Annotated in this window: 17 protein-coding genes; 9 read left to right on the plus strand and 8 right to left on the minus strand. The window is 70.6% G+C overall.

Features of this window, described 5'->3' with window-relative positions; all coding sequences use genetic code 11:
* Positions 1-14: 14 nt before the first annotated feature.
* Positions 15-395, plus strand: a complete 381-nt coding sequence (locus tag AC1C2R_RS07225; RefSeq protein ID WP_495379487.1) for a DUF1304 domain-containing protein — start codon at positions 15-17, stop codon at positions 393-395.
* Positions 396-417: 22 nt separating this feature from the next.
* Here AC1C2R_RS07225 and AC1C2R_RS07230 read toward each other — a convergent pair whose 3' ends face one another.
* The 7 genes from AC1C2R_RS07230 to hemQ all read right to left on the minus strand — a co-directional run bounded on the left by AC1C2R_RS07230 (position 418) and on the right by hemQ (position 7,026).
* Positions 418-798 (minus strand): hypothetical protein, encoded by a 381-nt coding sequence (locus AC1C2R_RS07230; protein WP_495379488.1) that lies wholly within the window; start codon positions 796-798, stop codon positions 418-420.
* A 99-nt stretch (positions 799-897) separates the two neighbouring features.
* On the minus strand, positions 898-2,244 hold the full coding sequence (gene hemL / locus AC1C2R_RS07235; RefSeq protein ID WP_495379489.1) for a glutamate-1-semialdehyde 2,1-aminomutase: 1,347 nt from the start codon (positions 2,242-2,244) through the stop codon (positions 898-900).
* Positions 2,241-3,239, minus strand: coding sequence for a porphobilinogen synthase (gene hemB, locus AC1C2R_RS07240; RefSeq protein WP_495379490.1), 999 nt, complete (start codon positions 3,237-3,239; stop codon positions 2,241-2,243). The genes hemL and hemB overlap by 4 nt, the downstream gene beginning before the upstream one ends.
* Before the next feature lie 208 nt (positions 3,240-3,447).
* A complete protein-coding gene (locus tag AC1C2R_RS07245) occupies positions 3,448-4,242 on the minus strand; it encodes a uroporphyrinogen-III synthase (protein WP_495353211.1) in 795 nt (264 codons plus the stop codon).
* 14 nt (positions 4,243-4,256) lie between these two features.
* Positions 4,257-5,210, minus strand: coding sequence for a hydroxymethylbilane synthase (hemC, locus tag AC1C2R_RS07250; RefSeq protein WP_495351834.1), 954 nt, complete (start codon positions 5,208-5,210; stop codon positions 4,257-4,259).
* The gene (locus AC1C2R_RS07255; RefSeq protein WP_495379491.1) at positions 5,207-6,289 is read right to left on the minus strand and encodes a ferrochelatase; all 1,083 of its coding nucleotides are present in this window, start codon (positions 6,287-6,289) and stop codon (positions 5,207-5,209) included. The genes hemC and AC1C2R_RS07255 overlap by 4 nt, the downstream gene beginning before the upstream one ends.
* Positions 6,289-7,026, minus strand: a complete 738-nt coding sequence (gene hemQ / locus AC1C2R_RS07260) for a hydrogen peroxide-dependent heme synthase (protein WP_495351836.1) — start codon at positions 7,024-7,026, stop codon at positions 6,289-6,291. The genes AC1C2R_RS07255 and hemQ overlap by 1 nt, the downstream gene beginning before the upstream one ends.
* A gap of 91 nt (positions 7,027-7,117) precedes the next feature.
* Between hemQ and AC1C2R_RS07265 the strand changes: the two genes are divergently transcribed.
* Positions 7,118-7,582, plus strand: a complete 465-nt coding sequence (locus tag AC1C2R_RS07265) for a pyrimidine dimer DNA glycosylase/endonuclease V (protein WP_495351837.1) — start codon at positions 7,118-7,120, stop codon at positions 7,580-7,582.
* Here AC1C2R_RS07265 and AC1C2R_RS07270 read toward each other — a convergent pair.
* Complete coding sequence (locus tag AC1C2R_RS07270) at positions 7,573-8,124, minus strand: MarR family winged helix-turn-helix transcriptional regulator (RefSeq protein ID WP_495379492.1); 552 nt, start codon at positions 8,122-8,124, stop codon at positions 7,573-7,575. The two genes, AC1C2R_RS07265 and AC1C2R_RS07270, sit on opposite strands and share 10 nt — an antisense overlap.
* A 76-nt stretch (positions 8,125-8,200) precedes the next feature.
* Between AC1C2R_RS07270 and idi the strand changes: the two genes are divergently transcribed.
* The 7 genes from idi to AC1C2R_RS07305 are packed head-to-tail and all read left to right on the plus strand — an operon-like array spanning position 8,201 to position 13,857.
* Positions 8,201-8,764 carry an isopentenyl-diphosphate Delta-isomerase gene (gene idi / locus AC1C2R_RS07275; protein WP_495351839.1) on the plus strand — a complete coding sequence of 188 codons (564 nt, stop codon included), beginning with the start codon at positions 8,201-8,203 and terminating at the stop codon, positions 8,762-8,764.
* Positions 8,761-9,834: a polyprenyl synthetase family protein gene (locus AC1C2R_RS07280; protein ID WP_495379493.1), complete on the plus strand. Its 1,074-nt coding sequence runs from the start codon at positions 8,761-8,763 to the stop codon at positions 9,832-9,834. The genes idi and AC1C2R_RS07280 overlap by 4 nt, the downstream gene beginning before the upstream one ends.
* Positions 9,831-10,781 carry a phytoene/squalene synthase family protein gene (locus AC1C2R_RS07285; protein ID WP_495379494.1) on the plus strand — a complete coding sequence of 317 codons (951 nt, stop codon included), beginning with the start codon at positions 9,831-9,833 and terminating at the stop codon, positions 10,779-10,781. Before AC1C2R_RS07280 ends, AC1C2R_RS07285 begins: the two co-directional genes overlap by 4 nt.
* Positions 10,778-12,343, plus strand: coding sequence for a phytoene desaturase family protein (gene crtI / locus AC1C2R_RS07290; protein ID WP_495379495.1), 1,566 nt, complete (start codon positions 10,778-10,780; stop codon positions 12,341-12,343). Before AC1C2R_RS07285 ends, crtI begins: the two co-directional genes overlap by 4 nt.
* Entirely contained in the window at positions 12,340-12,675 is a 336-nt protein-coding gene (locus tag AC1C2R_RS07295) for a lycopene cyclase domain-containing protein (protein ID WP_495379496.1), read from the plus strand. The genes crtI and AC1C2R_RS07295 overlap by 4 nt, the downstream gene beginning before the upstream one ends.
* Complete coding sequence (locus AC1C2R_RS07300) at positions 12,672-12,980, plus strand: lycopene cyclase domain-containing protein (RefSeq protein WP_495361427.1); 309 nt, start codon at positions 12,672-12,674, stop codon at positions 12,978-12,980. Before AC1C2R_RS07295 ends, AC1C2R_RS07300 begins: the two co-directional genes overlap by 4 nt.
* Positions 12,970-13,857: a prenyltransferase gene (locus tag AC1C2R_RS07305; RefSeq protein ID WP_495379497.1), complete on the plus strand. Its 888-nt coding sequence runs from the start codon at positions 12,970-12,972 to the stop codon at positions 13,855-13,857. The genes AC1C2R_RS07300 and AC1C2R_RS07305 overlap by 11 nt, the downstream gene beginning before the upstream one ends.
* The last annotated feature ends 23 nt before the right edge of the window (positions 13,858-13,880 follow it).

The raw sequence follows: 13,880 nt of genomic DNA on the forward strand, positions 1-13,880 counted from the left end.
GATACGATCGCGGCATGGCCGTCATCGGAAGCGTGTTCGTCGCCCTCGCAGCACTGCTGCACGGGTGCATCTTCCTCATGGAGAGTGTCTGGTGGACCCGCCCCTCGACGTGGAAGCGCTTCGGCGTCGCCGACCAGGCCGCCGCCGACACGACGAAGCCGATGGCCTACAACCAGGGCTTCTACAATCTGTTCCTCGGCATCGGCGCGGCCCTCGGCCTCGCGCTCTACTGGGCGGGCGCAATGCCGGTCGGCAAGACGCTCGTGCTCTTCACGACCGCGTGCATGGTGCTCGCCGCCGCCGTGCTCACGACCACGGGCCGCGCCTACCTGAAGCCGGCGCTCGTGCAGGGCACGCTGCCGCTCGTCGGTTTCGTGCTCTTCGCGTTCGCGTGAGCAGCGGCCGGCCCTGCCGGCCTCAGTCGGCGTCTGCTCCGTTGCCCTCAGGCGGCACGGTGAGCTTCAGGCGGTCCATGAGCTCGCCTGCGTGATTGGTGCTCAGGATGATGCGGGTGAACTCGCCCGCTGCGAGTTCGAGTACGACGGCCTGGCGCTTGCCCTTGACGATGACGAAGTCGGTGCCGCCGTGGTACTTCCACACGCCCACCGCGACGACGAGCGGGATCTCGGTGCCGCGACGACGGATGCCACGGATCCAGATCCATGGGTCATCGGTGACGGTCGCCGAACGGATGTCGTCGCGCTGCACCACGAGGTCATCGGCACGGAGCGCGAGTGACTTCTCGGCCGTGGTGAGATGAACCTCGATCCGGTCGGTGTGCATGCGGAGCTTCGCCATGCTTCCATCCTGCCCGAGACACCCGGCTCACGGCGTGTCGACGCCCCACAAACGGAGAACGGTTTCGTGCAGGAATCCGCGCGTAACTCCCATGGCTGGTTATGCGTGGCGAGCGGATGCCGCAGCGCGCGCCGCGGCCGGCAGCGCATCGAGCACCCGTGCGATCGCCGTGTCGTCGTGCGCCGCAGTGACGAACCACGCCTCGAAGACCGACGGCGGCAGCGAGACTCCCGCATCGAGCATGGCGTGGAAGAACGGGGCGTAGCGCCACGACTCCTGCCGAAGCACGGTGGCGTAATCGCGCACCTCGCCGAGGTCTCCGAACACGAAGCTGAAGAGGTTGCCTGCGCGCTGCACGCGGTGGGCGACCCCTTCGGCGTCGAGCGCGGCGGCGACCGCGTCGCTGATCGTCTCGGCGGTCTCATCGAGCCGGCGGTACACTGAGGCATCCGCTGCCCTGAGCGTCGCGACGCCCGCTGCGACCGCGACCGGGTTTCCCGAGAGCGTGCCGGCCTGGTAGACGGGGCCGAGGGGGGCGAGTTGATCCATGATCTCGGCGCGACCGCCGAGCGCGGCGACCGGCATGCCGCCGCCGATGACCTTGCCGAACGTCATGAGGTCGGGTGTGTAGTCGGTGTTCGCTGAGCTCGTCGAAGCGCTCGCCGCCTCGAGCCCCCACCAGCCCGCGGCCGACACGCGGAAGCCGGTCAGCACCTCGTCGGAGATGACGAGTGCGCCGTTGGCATGCGCGAGTTCGACGACCGCGCGGTTGAACCCCGGCGCCGGCGGAACGACGCCCATGTTCGCCGCGGCCGCCTCGGTGATGACGGCGGCGATGCGGTCGCCGTGCTGGGCGAACACTGCGCGGAGCGCTTCGAGGTCGTTGTACGGCACCACGAGCGTGAGCGCTGCGATGTCGGCGGGCACGCCGGCGGAACCCGGCAGTGCGAAGGTCGCGAGGCCCGAGCCGGCCTCGGCGAGGAGGCCGTCGGAATGACCGTGGTAGTGACCTGCGAACTTCACGAGCAGGTCGCGACCGGTGAAGCCGCGAGCGAGACGGATGGCGCTCATCGTCGCCTCGGTGCCGGTGGAGACGAGGCGCAGCTTCTCGACGGGGCCGACGCGTTGCTCGACGAGCTCGGCGAGCTCGGTCTCCGCGGGGGTCGAGGCGCCGAACGAGAGGCCGCGGGCCGCAGCATCCGTCACCGCCTCGACGACTCGCGGGTCTGCGTGCCCGAGGATCGCGGGACCCCAACCGGCGACGAGGTCGACGTACTCGCGCCCCTCGACGTCGGTGACGTACGGGCCGCGGGCCGACACGAGGAAGCGCGGCGTGCCTCCGACCGAGCGGAACGCGCGCACCGGCGAGTTCACCCCGCCGGGGATCGCAGCCTGGGCGCGCGCGAAGAGCTCGTCGTTCGTGTGCGCGGTGGCGATCGCGGTCATGCGGCGTCTCCGTCGCGGATCCACTCGGCGAGTTCGACGGCCCAGTAGGTGAGCACGGCGTCGGCGCCGGCACGGCGGATGCCCCGCACCGACTCGATGACGGCGCGCTTGCGATCGATCCAGCCGTGCGCGGCGGCGGCCTCGATCATCGCGTACTCCCCCGACACCTGGTACGCCCAGACCGGCACCTCGGATGCCGCGGCGACGTCGGCGAGCACGTCGAGGTAGCTGCCTGCGGGCTTCACCATGACGACGTCGGCGCCCTCGTCGATGTCGATCATCGCCTCGCGCAGCCCCTCACGACGGTTGCCGGGGTCGAGCTGGTACGAGCGACGGTCGCCTTCGAGCGTCGACTCGACCGCTTCCCGGAACGGGCCGTAGTAGGCGCTCGCGTACTTCGCCGAGTACGCGAGGATCGCCGTGTGCTGGTGGCCGCCCTCGTCGAGCGCCTCGCGCACGGCGGCGACCTGGCCGTCCATCATGCCGCTCAGACCGAGCATCTCGGAGCCGGCGCGCGACTGCTCGAGCGCCATCGCCGTGTATCGCTCGAGCGTCGCGTCGTTGTCGACCCTGCCCTGCTCGTCGAGCACACCGCAGTGGCCGTGGTCGGTGAACTCGTCGAGGCACAGATCGGTCTGCACGACGAGGCGGCCGGCGGATGCTTCGGCGGCGACCCTCGTCGCAACGTTGAGAATGCCGTCGGGGTCGGTGGCACCCGAGCCGCGCGCGTCGCGCACCTCTGGCACGCCGAAGAGCATCACGCCGCCGACGCCCGCGGCCGCGGCCTGCTCGATGGCGTCGGGCAGGCTCTCGAGCGAGTGCTGCACGACGCCCGGCATCGAGCCGATCGGCACCGGGGCGCTCGCGCCCTCGCGCACGAAGATCGGGAGCACGAGCTCGGCGGGATGCAACCGGGTCTCGGAGACGAGCCGGCGCAGGGCCGGGGTCTCACGCAGACGGTGCGGGCGGACACGGGGAACAGGCGTGGAACTCACCCGATCAGCCTACGTCGCGGGCCCTGTGCGAGAGCCGGGGGCGTATGCGTCAGACGGTCACCGCCGCGCCACGGGGGTGCTTTTCGGACATCCACGAGCGTGCGGGCGCATGATTCTGGCGGAAAGTGACCCCGGGAACGCACGCGGGCGGGGCGGAGCGGGCACGCGGGCGGGGCGGGCACGCGGACGGGCGGGACGCGCGTGCGCGTCAGGCCTTGGCGGTTGCCGCGTCGACGACCGCGTCGATGAGGGAGTCGGCGGTGCGCTCGCGCGCCACGACGTCGACGCGGAGGCCGACCTGGGCGGCGTCCTTCTTGGTCTGCGGGCCGATGGCCGCGACGAGGATCGACTCGGGGATCGGCCCGAGCTGCTGCTGCACCTGTTCTGCCACACTGCCGGATGTCACGAGCACGGCATTGACGCGGCCGGAGCGCACATCGTCGGCGACCTTCGCCGACACCGGCACGCCAACGGTGCGGTACGCCACGACGGCCTCGACGTGGTGGCCGGCGCGGGCGAGCCCGATCGAGAGCACCTGCTTGGCGATCGCCGAACGCAACGCGAGCACGCGAAGACCCAGTCGGCCCTCGGTCGCCGCCTCCCACTCCTCGAGCAGACCGCGAGCAGAGTTGTCTTCGGACGGCACGATGTCGGCGTGGTACCCGGCTGCGACGAGAGCGGCAGCGGTGGTCTCGCCGACCGCTGCGACTTTCGTCGTCTCGGGGATGACCGCGTTGTAGGTCGAGAGCACGTCGACGGTCGTCGCGCTCGTGATCGTGACCCAATCGAAATCTCCGGCGGCGAGCTTCGCGAGTGCGGCTTCGAGAGCGGGCTGGTCGTCGGTCGGCGCGAAGTTGATCATCGGCGCGATCACGGGCGAAGCGCCACGCACACGCAATGCCGCGGCGACACCATCGCCCCAGGGCCCGCCGCGCGGCACGAGCACTCGCCAGCCGGCGAGTGGCTTGCCGGCCGAAGCAGGCAGGTTGATGGCACCCGTCATCGATTCGAATTCGCTCACAGCGACTCCTCAGGTGGTGCAAGTTCGGCGGCGCCGTTGCCGAGGAGTTCCGCGACGACGCGTTCAGCGACCTCGCGCGCCGCATCCGCCAAGTCGGCGGCCGAGCGGCTGTCGGGGGTGGCCGCGTGCGAGCTCGCGAGCTGCCGGGTCCCGTCGGCACTGTACACGGTCGCCGTCAGGAACAGAAGTTCGTCCTCCATGAACGCTGTGGCACCGATGGGGGCAGAACAACCCGCCTCGAGGCCCGCGAGCACCAGACGCTCGGCGAGCACAGTCGCCCGCGTCGTCTGGTGGTCGATCGCCTCGAGCGCACGCTCGAGCGCATGGTCACCGAGCTCGCGCCGCACCTCGAGGGCGAGGGCGCCTTGGCCCGGGGCGGTCGGCCAGACGCCGAGCGGGAGGAGGTCGGTCGCGGCATCCGATCGCCCGAGGCGACCGAGACCCGCGGCGGCCAAGATCACTGCGTCGAGCTCACCCGACTCGACCTTGCCGAGGCGCGTGTCGACGTTGCCGCGCAGGTCGACGGCGACGACGTCAGGGCGGGCGGCGGCGAGCTGCGCGATCCGTCGGGGCGACCCGGTGCCGACGCGTGCGCCCTCGGGCAGCGTCGCGAGCGTGAGTCCGTCGCGCGCGCACAGGGCGTCGCGCGCATCGGCGCGCTTCGGCACGGCACCGAGCCGCAAGCCCTCGTGCTCGGCGGTCGGCAGGTCTTTCAGCGAGTGCACGACGAGGTCGCACTCGCCGGCGAGGAGCGCCTCGCGAAGGGCGGCCGCGAACACGCCCGTGCCGCCGATCGTCGCGAGCGACGCCCGCGAGGTGTCGCCCTGCGTCGTGATCGGCACGAGTTCGATCTCGGCCTCGGCGGCCTTGGCGAGCCGCTCCGTGATCTGGCGGGTCTGGGCCATCGCGAGCGCACTGCCCCTGGTGCCGACGCGGATGACGGCGGTCATCGCGAGGTCGCCCCCTGCGAGCCCGCAACGGGCTCAGGGGCCGACGAGACGACGGCACCGCCGGCGATGCGGGCGTGGTCGGGCCACGGCCCGAGGGTCGTGAGGTGCGGTCGCTCCGCGTCGGGCACGTCGTTCAGGCGCTCGAGCACGAGGTCGACGAGACCCGACACGTATGCGGGGTGCACGCCGGGGGTCGGCACACGGCGAACCTTCAGCCCATGCTCACCGGCGGACTCGACGGCCTCGTTGTCGAGGTCCCACATGACCTCCATGTGGTCGCTGACGAACCCGAACGGCACGATCACGATCGCGTCGGCGAGGCCGCCCACGGCGAGCTCGCCGATCGCGTCGTTGATGTCGGGCTCGAGCCACGGCGTGCTGGGGCTGCCCGAGCGCGACTGGTAGACGAGCGACCACGGCGAAGCCGGCGCGGCGGCTTCGCCGACGACGGATGCCACGGCCAAGTGCTGCGCGACGTACGCGCCGCCCGCGCCGAACGACGGCCCCGAGGCATCCGCTGCGCTGGTCGGAATGGAGTGGGTGACGAAGAGCACGTGGATGCGTTCGGGCGCGACGCCTTCGGCAGCGAGCGACGCTGCGGCATCCGTCACGCCCTCGATGAACGGCTGCACGAAGCCCGGGTGGTCGAAGTACTCGCGGACGCGGTCGATCGCGACATCCGTGCCCGCGGTCGCCTTCACGAAGTCTTCACGGTACTGGCCGACGCCCGAATAGCTCGTGTAGGCGCTCGTGACGAGGCCGAGCAGCTCGGTGTGCCCGGCCGCCGACGCCTCGCGCACGACATCGCCGAAGTACGGCGCCCAGTTGCGGTTGCCCCAGTACACGGGCAGCTCGACGCCGCGAGCGGCGAGCTCGACCTCGAGCGCAGCCTTCAGCTGGCGGTTCTGCTCGTTGATAGGGCTCACGCCGCCGAAGTGACGGTAGTGGTGGGCGACCTCTTCGAGCCGCTCGTCGGGGATGCCGCGACCGGCGGTGACGTTGCGGAGGAACGGGATGACGTCGTCTTGGCCCTCGGGGCCGCCGAACGATGAGAGCAGGATCGCGTCGTAGTGTGCCATTACTGCAGTACCTCGATGAGCTCGGCGGTGGTGATACGGCGGCCGGTGTAGAACGGCACCTCTTCGCGCACGTGGCGCCGCGCGTCGGTGGCGCGCAGCTCGCGCATCAGGTCGACGAGCTCGGTGAGCTCGTCGGATTCGATCGGCAGCAGCCACTCGTAGTCGCCGAGGGCGAAGGCGCTGACGGTGTTGGCGATCGCGCCGCGGAACGCCGCGCCCTTACGGCCGTGGTCGGCGAGCATGCGGCTGCGCTCCTCCTCCGGAAGGAGGTACCACTCGTAGCTGCGCACGAACGGGTAGATCGTGAGCCAGGCCTTCGGCTCGATACCGCGCAGGAACCCCGGCACGTGCGACTTGTTGAACTCGGCGTCGCGGTGCACGCCCATGGCGTTCCACGTCGGCAGGAGGTGCTTCAGGATGCGCGCACGGCGCAGCTCGCGGAGCGCCCACTGTAGCCCCTCGGCGGTCGGGCCGTGCAGCCACAGCATGACGTCGGCGTCGGCGCGCAGGCCGGAGACGTCGTAGATGCCGCGCAGAGTGACGCCCTCGTTCTCGACGAGCGAGATGACGCCGTCGAGCTCGTCGACGATGCGGCGCACGTCGTGGCCGTCGTAGTCATCGGGCTTCGCCGGGTCCCGGCGGAGCACGGCGAACACCGTGAACCCCTCAGGAGACTCGCCGGCTTCGGATTCGGGACGGAGTGCGTCGGCTGCCGCTCGGGCAGCGGGGGAAGACATGCCTCCAGTCTCCCTCTTTCCTCCTGAACGGCCAAAAGCGGCAGACGGGGTGGACGTACGGGCATGCGTGTGCGCGACGTACCCTCGACGGATGAGGATCTGGTCGTTGCATCCGCGCTACCTCGATCGCCAGGGGCTCACGGCGTGCTGGCGCGAGGCGCTGCTCGCCCAGGCGGTGCTCGAGGGTGCGACCCGCGGGTACACGAGGCATCCGCAGCTCGAGCGGTTCCGTGCGGCACCCGATGCGCTCGGGGCGATCGGCGACTACCTCGCAGGCGTGGCCGATGAGGCGACGGCCCGCGGCTATCGCTTCGACGCGAGCAAGGTGCACCGGCGCAGCGAGGTGCCGGTGCTGATCGCCGTCACGAGTGGGCAGCTGGACCTCGAGTGGCACCACCTCGTGCAGAAGCTGACGACCCGATCCCCCGAGCTCGCGTTGCGCTGCGCCGGAGTCGAGGCGCCCGACCCGCATCCGCTCTTCAGCGTCGTCGATGGGCCGGTCGCATCGTGGGAGCGCGCCTCCGTTGCCTCCGGGGACGCACCTGTTCAGACCTGATCGAACTCGGTCGCGCTGAGCGCTTCGAGGAAGCGGATCACGATCTCGCGTTCATCCGAGGTGAGCTCGGCGGCCGCCGCGAATCGTCGTGCGTGCTGCCGTCCGACCGACTCGCGGGCGACGATGCGCGTGGCGTCCGTGACCGAGATGGCGAGCGCCCGTCGATCGGTCGGATGCGGCGCCCGCACCACGTGATCGCCGCGCTCGAGCCGATCGAGGAGCTTCGTCGTCGACGCGCTCGAAATACCGAGGTACTCGCTGAGCGCCCCGGGAGTGACGATCTCGCCCTGGTTCCGCGCGGCGATGAGGAACCGCAGGGCGCGCATGTCGGTGGCATTGAGCTTCATGTACCGGCGCGAGGCCTCGCTCATGCGGCGTTCGGCCTCGTGCCAGCCTCGCAGGCCCTGCATGACGCGGACGATCTGGTCGACCTGCTCGTCGTCGAGGCCGGCGCGGCTGACGAGCTGCTCGTCGCGGTCGGAGATGCGGGGGTCGTGCATCGCGGCGGCGATGTCGTGCCGGGACTCCCGCTCAGTTGCCATGGAGTAATTCTAGCCAGTCATGTATATTTCTCGCTAAGCAACCTACTAGCCGAAGCAGCAAAGATTGGAGACTAGCATGACCCTCAGCGACATCGAAGAGGTTGTGCTGCTCGACGTCGACGATCGGCCCATCGGCCGGGCGCCCAAGTCGAGCGTGCACGGCGCCGACACCGCACGACATCTCGCATTCTCCTGCCACGTGTTCAACGAGCGTGATGAGCTCCTCGTCACGCGGCGCGCCCTCACGAAGCAGGCGTGGCCCGGCGTCTGGACCAACTCGTTCTGCGGCCACCCGGCACCCGCCGAGACACTCGTGCACGCGATCCGCCGCCGCGGCGACTTCGAACTCGGCCTGCCCCTCGACCGCATCGAGCCGGTGCTCCCCTTCTTCCACTACCGGGCGACGGATGCCTCGGGTGTCGTGGAGAACGAGCTGTGCCCCGTCTACACGGCGTACACGAGCTCAGTGCCCGAGCCGCACCCGGGCGAGGTCATGGACTACGCATGGGTGCATCCCCGACAGCTCGCGCCGGCGATCGAGCACGCGCCGTGGGCGTTCAGCCCGTGGCTCGTGCTGCAGGCGCAGTTGCTGCCCTTCTTGGGCGGCTCGCTCGAGCAGCGCGGGGCGATCGCCTCATGATCGGCACGACCCTCGACCGGCCGCTGGAACGCGGCGTCGGCACGTCCGTCGAGCTCGATGGTGTCCTCGACGAGTTCTTCGCCACCCGCCTCGCGCGTGCGGGAGCGCACGGTGACGCCTACGTGCGTCTATGGGAGGCCGCGCGCGATGGGGCGACCGGCGGCAAGCGCATCCGGCCGGATCTCGTGCTCGCCGCCCACGCGGCGTTCGCCGGCACTCCCACGACGGAGGCCGTGCGTCTCGCCGCCGCCTTCGAGCTCCTGCACACCGCCTTCCTCATGCACGACGACGTCATCGACCACGACCTCGTGCGCCGAGGGGCGCCGAACGTCGCGGGTCTCTTCGCGCTCGACGGCGTCGGGCGAGGACTGTCGAACGCCCGTGCACACGAATACGGAGAGGCATCCGCGATTCTCGCCGGCGACCTGCTCATCAGCGGCGCACACCGCTTGATCGCCGAGCTCGATGCACCGCGCAACGTACGCAGCTCCCTGCTCGAGATCATCGACGAGGGCGTCTTCCTCGCCGCGGCCGGCGAGCACGCCGATGTGCGCCATGCCGGCGCTGCACCCGGCGAGCGCGACATCCTCGCGATGATCGAGAACAAGACGGCGTCGTACTCGTTCAGCGCGCCCTTGCAGGCCGGGGCGGTGCTCGGCGGCGCCTCCGCAGCCGCCGTCGCTCGGCTCGGCGAGATCGGTCGGCACCTCGGCGTCGCCTTCCAGTTGCGCGACGACGTGCTCGGCGTTTACGGCACCATGGCGATGACCGGCAAGACGACCCTCGGCGACCTGCGGGAGGGTAAAGAGACCCTGCTCGTCGCGTACGCGCGCGAGCACGCGAGCTGGGCGGCCGTCGCAGATGACTTCGGCCGCCCCGAGCTGGATGAGGAGGCCGCGGCGAGACTGCGCACGGCGATCGAGACGAGCGGCGCCCGAGAGAGGGTCGAACAGCTCATCGACGCGCGCTGCGGCGATGCCGTCGACGCCATCGCCGCGGCACCGCTGCCGCAGCACCTTCGAGACGGGCTGACCGCGACCGCTCGGGAGTGCGTGGAGCGCGCCCGATGACGGCGCCGACGAGCGGGCTCGCCCTCTACGACCGCACCGCGCGCCTCGGCTCCGCCCAGGTGATCTCGCACTACTCGACCTCGTTCGGCCTCGCGAGCCGATTGTGCTCTCGCCCGGTGCGCGCCCACGTGGCCGATATCTACGCACTCGTGCGCATCGCCGACGAGATCGTCGACGGCCCGGCCGAAGAGGCGGGTCTCGGGCCGGCCGAGCGCCGCGCGATGCTCGACGCACTCGAGGCGGAGACCGAGCAGGCCGTCGCCCGCGGGTACAGCTCGAACCTCATCGTGCACGCCTTCGCGCAGACCGCGCGCACCACGAACTTCGGCGTCGAGCTGACCCGCCCGTTCTTCGCCTCGATGCGACGCGACCTCGACCCCGTCGACTTCGACGACGACGAGCTGCGCGAGTACGTGTACGGCTCGGCCGAAGTGGTCGGCCTGATGTGCCTGCGCGCGTTCAGCGAAGGGCTGCCCGTCGATGCGAATCGGGATCAGCGCTGGCAGCGCGGCGCCCGGCACCTCGGCGCCGCATTCCAGAAGGTCAACTTCCTGCGCGATCTCGCTGACGACTACGAATTGCTCGGACGTCGCTATCTCCCCGGCATCGACCCGGCGTACCTGGGCGAGGCCGACAAGACGAGACTGCTCGACGACATCGACCGCGACCTCGCGATCGCCGGCCAGGTCGTTCCCGAACTGCCGGGCGGATGCCGCAGGGCCGTCGCCGCAGCGCACGCACTGTTCTCCGCGCTTTCCGAGAGGCTGCGTCGCACGCCGGCGAGGGAGCTGCTCATCACCCGGGTGCGAGTGCCGACTGCGCAGAAGGTCCTGCTGCTCGCGCGTGCCGCCGGGTCGCGGTCCGGATCGCGGTCGCGGTCCGGATCCCGGTCGCGGTCGCGGTCGCTCGAGGCTGTGCACGCGCCGGCCCCCGAGGCCGGGACATGAGCCGGGTCGCCGTCATCGGCGCCGGCATCGCGGGCCTCGCGACTGCCGCGCTGCTCGCCCGCGACGGCCACGAGGTGACCGTCTACGAGACGCACGACTCGGTCGGGGGCCGAGCCGGGCGGTGGGACGCCGCGGGCTTCCGCTTCGACACGGGCCCGTCGTGGTACCTCATGCCCGAGGTGTTCGAGCACTTCTACCGGCTGATGGGCACGAGCGCCGCCGCCGAGCTCGAGCTCGAGCGACTCGAGCCCGGCTACCGGGTGTTCTTCGAGCGTCATGACGACCCCCTCGACGTGGTCGCCGACCGCACACGGGCCGCCGCGGCATTCGAGGCGATCGAACCAGGCGCCGGCAGAGCGCTCGAGCGCTACCTCGACTCGGCAGAGGAGACCACGCGGCTCGCGCTCGACCATTTCCTCTACAACGACTTCTCGTCGACGGGCACGTTGCTCGTGCCGCCGGTGCTGCGGCGGCTGGGCCGTCTCGGCCGTCTGCTGCTGCAACCGCTCGACCGGTTCGTCGCCCGCCGCTTCCGAGACGGGCGCTTGCGGCAGGTGCTCGGCTATCCCGCCGTCTTCCTCGGTACCTCGCCGTCGGCGGCACCGAGCATGTACCACCTGATGAGCCACTTCGACCTCGACGACGGCGTCTTCTACCCTCTCGGCGGGTTCCGCGAGGTCATCGACAGCGTCGCGCGGTTGGCGCAGCAATCCGGCGCTCGCATCGTGACGGGAGCTCGGGTGACGCAGATCCAGGTCGAAGCGGCGGCGGCTCGCGGCATCCGCTACCAGGATTCGCAGGGCGTCGAGCATTCGGTCGAGGCCGATCTGGTCGTCTCCACGGCCGACCTGCACCACACCGAGACGACGTTGCTGCCGGCCGAGTCGCGCAGTCGGTCGGATGCCTCGTGGCGCCGGGCCGACCCTGGGCCGAGCGCCGTACTCGTGATGCTCGGCGTGCGGGGCGGATTGCCGCAGCTGCTGCACCACAACCTGCTCTTCACCGAGGACTGGGCGGAGAACTTCGACCGCATCTTCGGTGCAAACCCGTCGGTGCCCGACCCGGCCTCGCTCTACGTGTGCAAGTCGAGCGCGACCGACCCGTCGGTGGCGCCCACCGGTGACGAGAACCTGTTCGTACTCGTGCCGGTTCCGGCCGACCCCGGCATCGGGCGTGGCGGCATCGATGGCGCCGGTGAGGAGGCCGTCGAGCGCATCGCCGATGCGGCGATCGCGCAGATCTCGGCGTGGGCCGACATCCCCGAGCTCGCCGAACGCGTGATCGTACGCCGCACCGTGGGGCCGGGCGACTTCGAGTCGGAGTTCAACTCGTGGCGCGGTTCTGCACTCGGGCCGGCGCACGTGCTCCGTCAGAGCGCGTTCCTGCGTGGGCGCACGGCGTCGAAGACGGTGCACGACCTCTACTTCGCGGGCGCGACCACCGTTCCCGGCATCGGGCTGCCCATGTGCCTCATCAGCGCCGAACTCGTGGCGAAGGCCGTGCGCGGCGATTGCAGTGCAGGGCCGCTCGTCGAGCCTGCGGTGCGGAGCGTGCCGGCATGAACCTCGCGTACCTCGGTGTGCTGCTCGGCGGCATCGCGTGCATGGTGCTGCTCGACGTGCGTTTCCATCTGGTGTTCGGTGCGGCCGGCCGGCGCTGGCGCGCGACCGTCGTCCTCGCCGCCGGTCTCGTGTTCTTCCTCGCGTGGGACCTGGCCGGCATCGGCCTCGGCATCTTCCGCAAGGCCGAGAACACCGTGAGCACCGGCATCCTGCTCGCACCGGAACTGCCTGTCGAGGAGCTCGTGTTCCTCACCTTCCTCTGCTATCTCACGCTCGTGCTCTACACCGGCGTCGTGCGCCTGATCGCGGCGAAGGAGGCGGTGCGCCGGTGACCTACCTGCTGCTCTCGGCGGTCTTCCTCTCGGTGGCCATCGTCGTCGCGGCGCCCGGGTGGCGACGTGCGCCGCGCGGCCATGGGCGAGCGGTCGTGATCTCCGCGCTCGTACTCGTGGTGCTGACCGTCGCCTTCGACTCGATCATGATCGGGGCGGGCCTGTTCGACTACGCCGATGCGCACATCTGGGGGGCTCGTCTCGGGCTCGCACCCATCGAGGACCTCGCGTATCCCGTCGCCGGGATCCTGCTCCTCAGCGGACTGTGGAACCTCCTCGGAAGGCGGCCGACCGATGCCGACTGACACCCGCCGCCGGAGCGCGGTCGCCGACCTCCTCACCGCCTCCCGCCCGCTCAGCTGGGTGAACACCGCGTTCCCGTTCGCGGCCGCATACCTGCTCACGACCCGGGAGGTCGATGTCGCCTTCATCGTGGGCACCCTGTTCTTCCTCGTGCCCTACAACCTCGCGATGTACGGGGTGAACGACGTCTTCGACTACGCATCGGATGCCGCGAACCCACGCAAGGGCGGCGTCGAAGGCGCGCTGCTCGTGCCCGACCGGCACCGGCTCACGATCATCGCCGCGATCGCGACGTGCGTGCCCTTCGTCGTGGTGCTCGTCGCGCTCGGCGGGCCGGCATCGTGGGCGGTGCTCGCGGTGAGTCTCTTCGCGGTCGCCGCGTACTCGGTGCCGGGGCTGCGGTTCAAGGAGGTGCCCTTCCTCGACTCGCTGACCTCGAGCGTGCACTTCGTGAGCCCCGCGGTCTACGGGCTCGTGCTTGCCGGCGCGGCGTTCACGCCGCCGCTCCTCGCATTGCTGCTCGCCTTCCTGGCGTGGGGTGTCGCGAGCCACGCGTTCGGAGCGGTACAGGATGTGGTGCCCGACCGGGCGGGCGGCATCGCCTCGATCGCCACGGCGCTCGGCGCCCGTCGCACGGTGCAGTTCGCGATCGGCGCGTGGACACTCGCGGGGCTGCTCATGCTCGCGACGTCGTGGCCCGGGCCGCTCGCGGCCCTGCTCGTGGTGCCGTACCTCGCCGTGGCAGCACCCTTCACGGGCGTCACCGATGCCTCATCGGGGCGCGCGAACGCCGGCTGGAAGCGATTCCTCGGCATCAACTACGTCGTCGGGTTCCTCGTGACGTTGCTGCTCATCTGGTACGCCGCCATCATGGCCTGAGCCGGTCAGCCTCCGACGATTTC

Source organism: Agromyces sp. Y182 (assembly GCF_059445385.1).